9 protein-coding genes are annotated in these 11982 nt (G+C 60.2%); 4 read left to right on the top strand and 5 right to left on the bottom strand.

Annotation, left to right across the window (positions count from 1 at the left end):
• Positions 1 to 65: 65 nt before the first annotated feature.
• The 4 genes from ABIV12_RS14100 to ABIV12_RS14115 form a co-directional block, all read right to left on the bottom strand.
• Positions 66 to 1076 (bottom strand): glycosyltransferase family 4 protein, encoded by a 1011-nt coding sequence (locus tag ABIV12_RS14100; protein ID WP_348060389.1) that lies wholly within the window; start codon positions 1074 to 1076, stop codon positions 66 to 68.
• Positions 1073 to 1900, bottom strand: a complete 828-nt coding sequence (locus ABIV12_RS14105) for a methyltransferase domain-containing protein (protein ID WP_348060391.1) — start codon at positions 1898 to 1900, stop codon at positions 1073 to 1075. Before ABIV12_RS14105 ends, ABIV12_RS14100 begins: the two co-directional genes overlap by 4 nt.
• The gene (locus tag ABIV12_RS14110; RefSeq protein ID WP_348060393.1) at positions 1893 to 3044 is read right to left on the bottom strand and encodes a glycosyltransferase family 4 protein; all 1152 of its coding nucleotides are present in this window, start codon (positions 3042 to 3044) and stop codon (positions 1893 to 1895) included. The genes ABIV12_RS14105 and ABIV12_RS14110 overlap by 8 nt, the downstream gene beginning before the upstream one ends.
• Before the next feature lie 627 nt (positions 3045 to 3671).
• A complete protein-coding gene (locus tag ABIV12_RS14115) occupies positions 3672 to 4520 on the bottom strand; it encodes a glycosyltransferase family 2 protein (protein WP_348060395.1) in 849 nt (282 codons plus the stop codon).
• Positions 4521 to 5219: 699 nt separating this feature from the next.
• On the opposite strand from ABIV12_RS14115, the gene pilB reads away from it, so the two are divergent.
• The 4 genes from pilB to coaE all read left to right on the top strand — a co-directional run bounded on the left by pilB (position 5220) and on the right by coaE (position 9982).
• The gene (gene pilB / locus ABIV12_RS14120) at positions 5220 to 6950 is read left to right on the top strand and encodes a type IV-A pilus assembly ATPase PilB (protein ID WP_348060400.1); all 1731 of its coding nucleotides are present in this window, start codon (positions 5220 to 5222) and stop codon (positions 6948 to 6950) included.
• 94 nt (positions 6951 to 7044) lie between these two features.
• Positions 7045 to 8247, top strand: coding sequence for a type II secretion system F family protein (locus ABIV12_RS14125; RefSeq protein ID WP_348060407.1), 1203 nt, complete (start codon positions 7045 to 7047; stop codon positions 8245 to 8247).
• A 179-nt stretch (positions 8248 to 8426) separates the two neighbouring features.
• Positions 8427 to 9311: an A24 family peptidase gene (locus ABIV12_RS14130; protein ID WP_348060402.1), complete on the top strand. Its 885-nt coding sequence runs from the start codon at positions 8427 to 8429 to the stop codon at positions 9309 to 9311.
• Between the two features lie 50 nt (positions 9312 to 9361).
• Positions 9362 to 9982, top strand: coding sequence for a dephospho-CoA kinase (coaE, locus tag ABIV12_RS14135; protein WP_348060403.1), 621 nt, complete (start codon positions 9362 to 9364; stop codon positions 9980 to 9982).
• A 51-nt stretch (positions 9983 to 10033) separates the two neighbouring features.
• Here the strand turns inward: coaE and ABIV12_RS14140 are convergent.
• Positions 10034 to 11982 (bottom strand): hypothetical protein (locus ABIV12_RS14140; protein WP_348060405.1); only part of this gene is annotated, 1949 nt, incomplete at its 5' end.

Raw genomic sequence — 11982 nt, forward strand, 5'->3', positions numbered from 1 at the left:
TGCGTGACCCCACGACCGCTTGTGGAGAGAATTCGGGTGAGCTGGCGCGGGCACAGAGTGGATAGCTAGACAAGGCTGTGGTAGAGATTTATATAGGCTTCCAACGCTGCCTCTTCTGAAAACACAGTAGTCGCCACTCGACGACCCTCTCTTCCGAGCGAGACAGCCATTCCAAACTCGGTCGCAAGGCGCTGACAATTTTTTCGAAGTGAGTCGACGTCGTCCACATCGCATAACAAACCTGAGCTCTCATCCTTCACTACTTCCTCGATGGAACCGCAATGAAAACCGACCACCGGTTTGCCACACGCCATTCCTTCAAGCGCCGAGTAGCCGAATCCTTCATAGCGCGACGGAACAACGACTGCATCGCAATCCCGATAAGCTGAAATCAGCGCTTCCTGCGAAAGCCGGCCCAGCCAGATGATATTCGCTTCCTTGCCGTTCACTGCGAACTCACGAAGCCCTCCGGTACACTGAATTTCGAACCCTGCGCCCAGTCGCCGGGCGAGAAAGGGAATCACATCACCTCCCTTTCTGCGAGAAGCATTTCCCACGAAGAGAAGGCGAAATGGACCGTCGCGCCTTGCCCTGATGGCGCCGGGGGAGAACAACTCGTAGTCGACCCACAGAGGAATGGTTCGGGTCACCTTGATGCCGCGGGTGCGTGCGAGCACGCCGGCAGTGAACACGCTATCTGTTGTTACCGCTGCTGCCCTTTTGTACGACGAATCAATGAAGCGCTTGAGCAATATGCGGTGATAAAGATTTTGTGGCAACGATTTGAACGGCAGATAAGCCGGATCGAGAAGATAGTGATGTTCGGTGACGACCAGCGGAATATTCTTCCTTTTGAATGCGAATGCATACGTACTGTTCGCATGGATGACATCGACGCCCGCGGGTGCCCGATCGAACATGCGCATGTAGGGTGCCAGCTCGGTCAGATGCGGAAACCACGTGACGATCGCATTCACTCCTCGCCTCTTAAGCGCATCTGCAAGTCGCTGGGTGAAGACGTCGGCACCGCTTCCCGCCCGAATGGTCGGCAGCCACACGGTCAGAGTACGATTCATGTCACGACTCTAGCGGGCGGAGCGGCCTCGCGAGCATGAAAGACCGCCTTGTCTGACACGATCGAATAGACCAATGTCGGGTTGAGCGCTCGAAGCGACCGCAAAACGCAGTCGGGTACTCGATCGAACACGAGCCGGTGGATCGATCGCCTCGAATATTCAAGTTCCAAGGTGAGCCGCAACGCCTCGACGCCCCTGTCCGAGAAGTCAAACCCTGCTTCCTGCAGCAACATTTCGAGTTGGCCTACACTCAGCGGTTCGCAATCATAGAACGCGACTCCGCGACGCCATAAAAGGTACCGAGAGCGCCAAGCACGCGGCCACCAGCTGAGGAACGCCAGTCGATAGTGCGGCTCGACGAGCATCCAGCGATTCGGCACGGCGAGGTACCCCACACCTCCCGGACGCAACACGCGGCGCACCTCCGCGAGATGCGCAAGCTGCGCCCGTTCGTTGCCGACGTGTTCAATTACGTGATTGGTCAGCACCACGTCAAATGATTGGTCGGGAAAGGGCAAGTGCGTGTCGTGCACCTGCAGGTAGCGGTAACCCTCGGTGACAAGACGATTGTCATGGACATCCACCGCAACTACCTCGCAGCGCAATTGCGGGTGGGTGCCGAAGTAGTGTGCGATGCCGCCGGAACCGGTGCCGACTTCCAGCATGCGCATGGGTTGCGCCCGGCTGGCGAGATCGAGTAGGCGTTCGATCTTCAAGCCTTTCAGGCGGCGCGACGTCAGGTCGAGCACCGCATGCGGTTGGCGCGAATCACCCCTGCTTGCTGCAGTGTCCGGACTGCGTCCGGCTTCAATGGAATCAGCCATGTCGCATGCCCAACAACAGGCGCAGGTTATCTCCGAAAGTAGGCCATGCGAATGCGGACGCAAACTCCATGCTGGACGCGCGGAGGGCGTGCCCGCTATCGAGCGTGTCCAGAACAGCTCTCGCCATTCCATCCACATCGCCGGGCGCGATCAAACGACCTGATAGTCGCTCGGACACCGCATCGACCACGCCGCCAGTGGCATAAGCGACGGTAGGCAATCCTTGTGCGGCGGCCTCCAACGCGACCATGCCGAAACCTTCCGGGTCGTTCGGAACGTGCTGCACGGGAAACACATGCACATCGGCCGCCCGGTAAACGGCTTCGAGTTCGCCGTCGCTGATCAATCCGAGAAACCTGATATTGCCGCCCACCGCGTGGGTATCGGCAACAGCCTGGATGCTTTCGCGACTTTGGGTTTCCGCATGCAATGCCTGCTTGGGTGCATCGCCAACAATCAGCAGCATGACGTTGGGCCTCGCGGCGACGATCTGTGGCAGTACATCGGCGACAAATTCACGCATACCCTTGCGTCGACTCAAGCGCCCGACGGACAACAGCACAGGGTGTTGTCCAAGCTGATGTCTCGCGCGAAAGTCGGCTGCAATTTGAGGATCTGGATCGATAGTCTGCAGATCGACGCCTGGGTGCACGATGCCGATGCGCCCGGCAGCGACGCCCGCATCGATCGCCAGCTTGCGAGTAGCTTGGCTATTGGCGATGACCATATCCATACGCCGGATTGCCGGAAGCCACACAGAGCGATAGACGGCTTGTTGAACGGTGAGGTCAAGGCCGTGCACGTAGACGGCGGCCTTTGCGCCGCATGCTTTTGCGGCGAGCACTGCCAGCGGCGCGGTCAGACCACTGCCCGCTAGCACGAGATCTGGACGCCAACGACGTGCCAGACAGAGAGCTTTCCATTGCGCATTGATCAGGAAGCGTGGCAACGGACTGAGGCGGACGTCCTCGATTGCAACGCTTTCCGGCGCCAGCAGCGCTGAGCCGGCAGGTCCAATCGCGCGCACGTCGGCGTACTTGGCCAGCTCCGCGGCCATGTGCCAGTTCAGGCGTTCCATGCCTCCGACCAAGGGAGGCAGATTGCGCGTGACAAGAAGGATGCGATGGCGCGCTGGCTCGGTCATCGCGCGCGTGGGCTGAGAAATTCCTGCGTTTGGATCATGTGACCCGGCCATTGCAACACTCGGTTTGTCGGCTGTCCTCACGCACTCTGTTGATCCGTCGGCGCCGTGATCTGCTCAGAGATCAACCCAATCATCGTCAGACTTTCGAAACGACTCACCAGATTACCTCAACGTCGAAATGACTCATCAACGGATCGCGACAGACCATTGCCAGTCGTTCCAATGCTGCCCGCGCCGCCAACATGCCATGGAAGGGATACTGGTGCGGTCGCTGGAAAGCCACAACCATGAGTGCATGCGCAGCCGTGATCGCAAGCGGCATGAAACCATCCGCGGCCATCAGCGCGTCGTGGCCCCGTAGCGTGTGTCCGGGCGGCCCCAGCTTGCCCAAGCGGTGCCTGGGCGCGATGTCCAACGCTAAAGCAGCGCTCACCATAGGCTCGTTGCGGGCTCAGAGGCACAAGCCGTGCATACGGCTTGCAAATCTTCCAGAGAACGATTCCCTCTCCGACATGAGCCTTGCCAAACCGCCGTGAACTCTGAGTCCAGACTTCTTGGACGTTGATTGTCTGCGGCATGACACTGATGTGCTGGCGAAGTCATGCGGCTAAGCCTAGCACGCAGGGCTTAATCGCCCGGACGATACATTAGAGCAGTGATCTGCTCAGAAATCAGCCCGATCAGAAACACGATGACCGAGGCGCTAAACAGCAGAGCGCTCATGTTGGTGAGACGGTGCATTGTCAAAAAGGTGTAGGCGTAATAGCCGAGTCCGAGCACGAAGAACGCCGCGCTCGCCGGCACGAAAAGCTTGAGTGGCGAATAGAGCGTCGCTATCTTGAAAATGATCAGGAAAAAGCGGAAGCCGTCGCGGATCGGCTTGATGTGGCTTTTGCCGATGCGCTTCGCTACCGGAATCGGCTCGTACGCGACCGCATAGGCGCTGCGGAAAAACGCCATCGTGCTGGTCGTGGGATACGAAAATCCGTTTGGTAGCAAGTGCAGGAATTCGCGGAATTTGTCAGCACGTACCGCGCGGAAACCGGAGGTCAGGTCTTTCACTTCGAAACCAGTCATGCGGGTCGCAAGCCAGTTGTAGATTGCGTTGGCGACACCGCGACTGACGCCTGCCTGGCCGGACCAGTCGCGTGCGCCGACGACCATGTCCATTCCGTCATTCAGACGGAGAAGCAGCCGATCGATCAATGCCGGATCGTGCTGTCCATCGGCGTCCATGAATACGAGGATGTCGCCGCTTGCGGCTCGCGCCCCACGCTTGATCGCCGCTCCGTTCCCCATCGAGTAGGCTTGTCGGACGACACGCACGCCGGCCTCGGCGCAAATGCTTGCAGTCGAATCGGTCGATCCATCGTCGACTACGATGATCTCTGCATCGGGCTGAGCCGCACGAAGCCGGGGCAGCAACGCGACGAGCGCTGCAGCCTCGTTTTTCGACGGCAGGATGATGCTGAGCATAGTGACCCCCCGGCCGCAAAGGAATGTGCGCGACCCGGTCGCATACTGCCCGCAGCAACCGCTTTCGGCAATTATTCGCGACGGCGGTAGTGGAACACGTGGAGTCACTCGCAGATGTGCTTTCAAACGACGACTTGAAGCCTTTGAGCGGCGCGATCGTCCATGCACCTTCAGCTGGGAGGCGCGGATGCGCCTGGAGGGTGGGCGGTCTTCGCCAAGAGGGAAAGATTCAACCTGCTTCGGTCACCGTCGCTAGGGCGCAGCAGCTGCGCGGGGGATTCGCGCGATCCTTGGCGGCGGCTGTCGCTAGTTGTGCCGCTGATCGGGCTTGGCACGAGCTCGCCCAGGCTAAGCGGTTCGAAGCGAGTGGCAGCAGCACTCACCTCTGCATATGCAATGGGCTGGAGTGATTGGGGCAGGCGCTGCTGAATGCCGGTGATTTTCATCCACGGACGCCGTGCGAGGCCGGGCGCTGCTCCGGGTGTGAAACGTACCTTCACCGATCGTCCTCGCTTCGCGGATGGAAGCGACGCCGGCTGCGGACGCCGCTCCGCAGCAGAAGAAGAGGCTGTGGGACGCCCAATGCCGGGGGACCAGCCTGCGCGACAAATGTTTGCCGGGATGTGGACGGGCGTCATGTTCATGGCCTGATTTTTGCGTTACATTCGTCATCAACTCAGGGGTTTACAGCCGATTCCTATGGCTACTCAGATCAATACGCCTCCATTGGCCAGCCTTTCGGGCATTGCGCGGCGCCTCGTGGCAGATGGCCTGCTGGCCGAAACCGACGCCCGGCGTGCAGCCGAAGACGCTGCGCGGCAGAAAATTCCGATCGGCGCGTGGCTGATCGAAAACGCAATGGTGTCCAGCCGCCAGGTGGCAATGGCATCGTCGGCCGAGTTCGGCATGCCGCTGATCGACGTCGACAGCCTCGACTTGAACCAGTTGCCGATGAAGCTGGTCCGCGAGGACCTCATCACGAAACACAAGGCGCTGCCGCTTTTCAAGCGGGGCAATCGGCTGTTTCTCGGCGTGGCCGATCCGACGAATCTGCGCGCGCTCGACGAGATCAAGTTCCAGTCGAACCACATCATCGAGCCCATTCTCGTCGACGATGGCCAGCTCGCACGCGCGATCGACCTTGCGCTGAATTCAAACAGCCAGACCATCACGGATCTGGGCGATTCGGAAGGGCTCGAGAATCTCGAACTCGGGTCACTGGACGACGATGGCGAGTCCACCGGCGTGGATGCCAACGGCGGCGCAGAAGACGCGCCGGTGGTGAAGTTCGTCAACAAGGTGCTGGTCGATGCGATCAAGCGCGGAGCGTCGGACATCCATTTCGAGCCGTACGAATCCGCCTACCGCGTGCGCTATCGCATGGACGGAATGCTTCGTGCGGTGGCCGCACCCCCGGTAAAACTGAGTCCGCGCATCTCGTCGCGCCTCAAGGTGATGAGCGGCCTCGACATCGCTGAAAAGCGCGTTCCGCAGGACGGCCGCATCAAGCTCAACCTGTCGAAGACGAAGTCCATCGACTTCCGCGTCAGCACCTGCCCCACGTTGTTCGGCGAGAAGATCGTTCTGCGTATCCTCGATGCGTCGGCCGCGAAGATGGGCATCGAGAAGCTCGGCTACGAAGACGATCAGAAACAGTTGTTTCTGGATGCGATCGCCAAGCCGTACGGCATGGTGCTCGTCACCGGGCCGACCGGTTCGGGAAAAACCGTCTCGCTGTATACGGCGCTCAATATCCTCAATACCGAAGGGCGCAACATCTCGACGGTCGAGGATCCGGTTGAAATCCGGCTCGCCGGCGTGAATCAGGTGCAGCAGAACGTGAAGCGGGGCATGACCTTCGCTGCTGCGCTCCGGTCATTCCTTCGCCAGGATCCGGACGTGATCATGGTCGGCGAAATCCGCGACCTGGAAACTGCGGAAATCGGAATCAAGGCGGCGCAGACCGGTCACATGGTGCTGTCGACCCTGCATACGAACGATGCAGCGCAAACCATTTCGCGCCTGATGAACATGGGGATCGCGCCGTACAACATCACCTCTTCGGTGTCGCTGGTGATTGCGCAGCGTCTCGCGCGTCGCCTGCACGATTGCAAGAAGCCGCTCAAGCTGCCGCCCGCCGCGCTGCTGGCCGAGGGCTTCACGCAGGCCGAGATCGACGACGGACTCGAGATTTATGAAGCGGTCGGTTGTTCCGGCTGCAACGAAGGGTACAAGGGCCGAACCGGCATCTATCAGGTGATGCCGATGACCGAAGCGATTCAACGCATCATTCTCGATGGCGGCAGCGCCCTGAAAATTGACGAGCAGGCCAAAAAAGAGGGGATCCGCGATCTTCGCGCTTCCGCACTGCTGAAAGCAAAACAAGGCATTCTCGGCCTCGCCGAAATCAACCGCGTCACCAAGGACTGACATCATGGCTACCGCAACCGCCCTCAAGGCTTCCAACGCTGCCGCACTCGCCGCCCGCGCCAAAAAAGGCCGCGATCGCGCGAAGGTCAGCGAGATGCAGACGTTCACCTGGGTCGGCCTCGACAAGCGCGGCCAGCGCATCAAGGGTGAGCAGGTCAGCAAGAACGCCAGCCTTGTCAAGGCGCAATTGCGCGCGCAAGGAATCAATCCGCAAGTCGTCAAGCCGAAAGCCAAGCCGCTTTTTGGCAGTGCAGGAAAGAAGGTCACGCCACGCGACATTGCGGTGTTTGCGCGCCAGCTTGCAACGATGATGGCTGCAGGCGTGCCGATGGTGCAGGGATTCGAGATCGTCGCGAGCGGCCAGTCCAATCCGCGCATGAAAGCGATGTTGACGGACATCAAAACGGATATCGAGGGCGGTTCGGCATTGAACGAAGCGCTTGGCAAGTACCCGGTCTACTTCGACGAGCTGTTCGTGAACCTCGTGAAGGCCGGCGAAGGCGCGGGCGTGCTCGATACCATCCTGGACACGATCGCCACGTACAAGGAAAACATCGAGAACATCAAGGGCAAGATCAAGAAGGCGATGTTCTACCCTGCTGCGGTGATGTCCATTGCCATCCTGGTGTCGTGCATCCTGCTGATTTTCGTCATTCCGCAGTTTGAGGCCGTGTTTAAGAACTTCGGCGCGGACTTGCCGGCATTCACCCAGATGCTGGTCAACATGTCGCGCTTCATGGTGTCGTACTGGTGGATGGTGGCGCTGATCTTTGGCGGCGTGGTCTTCGCGATCCTCACGCTGTACAAGCGCTCCGATCGTTTTGCCCACTTTGTCGGACGCTCGCTTCTGAAGTTGCCGGTAGTTGGGCTCATCCTCAGGCAATCGGCAATCGCACGCTACGCGCGGACGCTTGGCGTGACGTTCAGGGCCGGCGTTCCCCTGGTCGAAGCTCTCGACTCTGTCTCGAATGCGACCGGAAGCGTGGTCTACAACGACGCTGTGAAGCGCATCCGCGAGGACGTTGCGGTCGGTCATCAGCTTCAGCTGGCCATGAAGCAGACCGATCTGTTCCCGAGCATGGTCACCCAGATGGTCGCAATCGGCGAAGAAGCGGGTGCGCTGGATAAAATGCTGTTCAAGATCGCCGAGTTCTACGAAACCGAAGTCAACAACGCGGTCGACGCACTCTCCAGCCTGCTGGAACCGATGATCATGGTGTTCATCGGCGTGATCGTTGGCGGCATGGTCGTCGGCATGTACCTGCCGATCTTCAAGCTCGGCTCGGTGGTCGGCTGATCGCGGAATCGCGGCGCCTTGGCAATCTCGTCGGGCGCTTCTCCACGATGTCGAAGGCATGAACTTCGGCATCGTTGCCGGAACCGTTTTTGATACGCTCGGCGGTCGAACGCAGTCGGTTTGCGACATGCTGCGTGGTCGTCTGCACGCCCCCTGCTCGACGTTGACCGCGTATGTCCATGACTGAACTCGACTGGCTGCAGATCCCCGCCGTTCTGATCTCGTCCGTTACGATTCTGGGCCTGCTGGTCGGCAGCTTCCTCAACGTCGTGATCCTTCGTCTTCCCAGACGACTCGAACACGACTGGCGCGTGCAAGCGCGCGAATTGCTCGATGTCGACCTCCTGGCCGACAAACAGGCGCCTGAGGTGCCACCACCCGACCTCGTTTTTACCGGGTCGCATTGTCCGCAGTGCAAGCATGCGCTGTCGGCGCTCGATAACATTCCGCTCATCAGTTGGTTGGCACTGCGAGGACGCTGTCGCTACTGCCGCACGCCGATCTCCTGGCAATATCCGCTCGTCGAGTTGTTGAGCGCCATTGCCTCGGCGGCAATTGCGTGGCGATTCGGATTCGGATGGCCACTCGCGGCCGGCCTAGCGTTCACATGGACACTCATTGCAGCGTCTGGAATCGACGCGAGGACACAGTTGCTGCCCGATCAGCTCACGCTCCCGCTGATGTGGCTTGGGCTCCTTGTTTCCCTCACATCGATGTTCGTGACGAGTTCCGACGCGATCATTGGTGGAGCCGTGGGTTATCTCAGCCTGTGGTCCGTGTTCTGGCTGTTCAAGGTTGCGACGGGAAAGGAGGGCATGGGATATGGCGACTTCAAGTTGCTCGCCGCACTCGGCGCCTGGATGGGCGCAACAGCGTTGCTGCCGATCATTCTGTTGTCGTCTCTGGTCGGAGCCATCGTTGGAGGAACGGCGCTCGCGTTGCAGGGGCGAGATCGCAGCACGCCGATTCCGTTCGGACCGTTCATCGCAGTCGCCGGTTGGGCATGGTTCGTCTTCGGCGATTGGCTCGGCGCGTTCTACTCGGCAGTGTTCGGACTGGCGTGACACGTGCGGTGGGCGATCGAGATGAGTCAGCTTCCGGCAACGACCACACCGTGAACAAGGTTCCATTTGTCGTCGCGCTGACGGGCGGCATCGCCAGTGGCAAGTCGGTGGTCTCCGCGTACTTCGCGGATCTCGGCGCAACTGTGGTGGATGCCGATATCGTGGCGAGGGAGCTTGTTCAGCCGGGCGGGGGCGCACTCGCGCAGATCATCGCGGAGTTCGGGCGCGACGTGCTCACGAGTGACGGCGCTCTTGATCGTGGACGCATGCGCGAACGCATTTTCAAGTCGGCCAGCGACCGTCGTCGCCTCGAAGCAATTCTCCACCCGGCCGTGCGCGCTGAAATTCGTCGACGTGTGATGATGCCCGTGCAGCTTTATGCGCTGACAGTCATTCCGTTGCTGGTGGAAAGTGCAGCTTACGAATGGGTCGATCGAGTCCTTGTGGTGGACACCACGCGCGCAACCCAGCGAGCGCGACTGCTGACCCGGGAACGCATCACCCCGGTGTTGGCAGACTCGATGCTGGATGCGCAGGCTTCGAGAGAGCAGCGCCTTGCGATCGCAGACGACGTTCTGTCGAACGATGGCACCGTTGACGAGCTGCGCGCCAAGGTGCTGATCCTGCATCGTCGCTACATACGACTTGCCGACGGCCTTCCGGACGATTGAGCGGAAGCACGCTGACGTCGTCGTTCGGACACGTCACCCACTCCACGCTCTCTACTTGTCGAGCTGGGTCCTGATCGCCCCGATCGTGCCGTCGAGCTGCCCGAAATAATTGATCCGGTTGAGCTGTTCCAGTTCGACGCGCGCTGCGGGACGTTGTCCGCTGTCGATCAGGATCGTTGCAAGTGCACTTCTGGTCGATGGGTCGAACGGCGACAAGGCGATCGCAGCCCTGAGGTCTTTCTCCGCCTGCAAATAGTCGTTCCGGAGGAACGCCGCGTACTGGGAATGCGAATAGAGCAGCACCGGAGACGCATGAGGGAACGACATGGCTGCGGCGTACGCCTGGTCGAGGAATGACCCGTCCTGTTTGCATTTCCTGCTCGCAAAACATGCGTTGAGCTGCTGCAGCGCCTTGGCGTCCTGCACCGAGGCAGGAGCTGCGCGCAATTTATCGAGGATGGATCGGTACCAGTCAGGATCTGCGCCTTGACCAGAATCTGTGCTGAGTGCGATCAGCGCCTGTTCGTATGCGATGCCTGCGCCCGGCAAATGCCGATATCTCTCCAACGTGAGAATTGCTGCGTCGATTGACGGCTGTCCGTTCGCATGTGCGTCCTCTATCAGCGCCACGGCAAAGCCATATTGCGCGAGCGCGGATTGGGGGCGCTTGCTTGCCTCGCTGAAGGCAAGACGCATGGGATCTGACCATTCGTCAGCACGCAGACGCGTGGTGATCGCGTAGAAGCTGCCGAGTGCGATTGCCAGCGCGATTTGCATGGAAGACCGCTTCAATGGACCTTCAAGCGCGACCAGGGACGTGCAAGCAAGCAGCAGGCCTACGGATGGAAAATAGTTGCGATGCTCGAACGCGAGAAGGAGGGGGATCACGGTCGCCGTCAGAAGATGACCGCAGAAGAACCACAGGATGCCAAGCGCAAACAGAGGCCTGCGCTTGATCTGGACAACGGCCAACGCCGCCAGCGAAAACAGCGCACTGATGGCCACGATTGTCGACGGCGGATCGAACAGTCCACGGGACGCCCGAATGTCGTCGTGATCGAGCGTGAGCGCGTCAAGGCTGGGCGCGATGATCCAATGGACGTACTCCACGAGGACGCGCGCCTCCGTGATGAGGCGCTGCCATGTGCCGAACGGACGCGCATAGGTAGTCGGCCCGAATATCCACGACACGAGCCACAGCGACCCGACAATTGCCGGAAGAACGAGCAATGTGCCGTACACGAGAAAGATCACACGACTCGGTGCACCGTCACGGTTACGACCCCGGCCAAGCGTCAATTCAGCACATGCGGCATAGAGCGGAAGCAACACCGCAGATTCCTTGACGAGAACCCCGATTCCGGTACAAGCCAGAAGGCTGGCCCACATGCCCAATGCTCCGCCTTCACCGCGCCAATGCGTGAGGCGCGCACGCAGGTACCACCACAGCCCGATGAAGACGAACGTGTTGGACAACGATTCGAGCCGCTGCGAAACGTAGAGCACTGCGGTGAGGTTGATTGGAAGCACCAACCACAGACCGGCGATCGCCACAGCTGCCAGCGATCCGTCGAATCCCGCTGCCGTCCCGATTTCACGCCGGGCAGCATGCTCGAAGTCGAACAATGCGCGCATCGCGAGGAACAGCAACACGCCGTTCAATAAATGAATTGCCAGATTCGTGAGCTTGAAGCCATACGGGTCGAGCCCACCAAGATAGTGGTTGGCCGCGAATGTCAGCATGCCGAGCCATCGCCCTTGGCGCACACCGCCGGGGAACGAGAACGCGGCGGCAGCCCAGTCGCGCACGTGTCGCGTGGCGACATGCACGGCGTCGTTGCCGACGATGAAGCTCGTGTCGTCGTAGACGAAGCCGCCCGCCAGGCCGGGCCAGTAGACGAGCGCAGTCGTGCCCAGCAAGGCAACCAGGATCATCCAGCACATCGCTGGCTTCATTGCTGCGCTCAGGTCTCGCATGCGAACCATCGATTGGCGGAGTG

Origin of the sequence: Dokdonella sp., assembly GCF_039926425.1 — a bacterium.
Taxonomy (GTDB): domain Bacteria; phylum Pseudomonadota; class Gammaproteobacteria; order Xanthomonadales; family Rhodanobacteraceae; genus Dokdonella_A.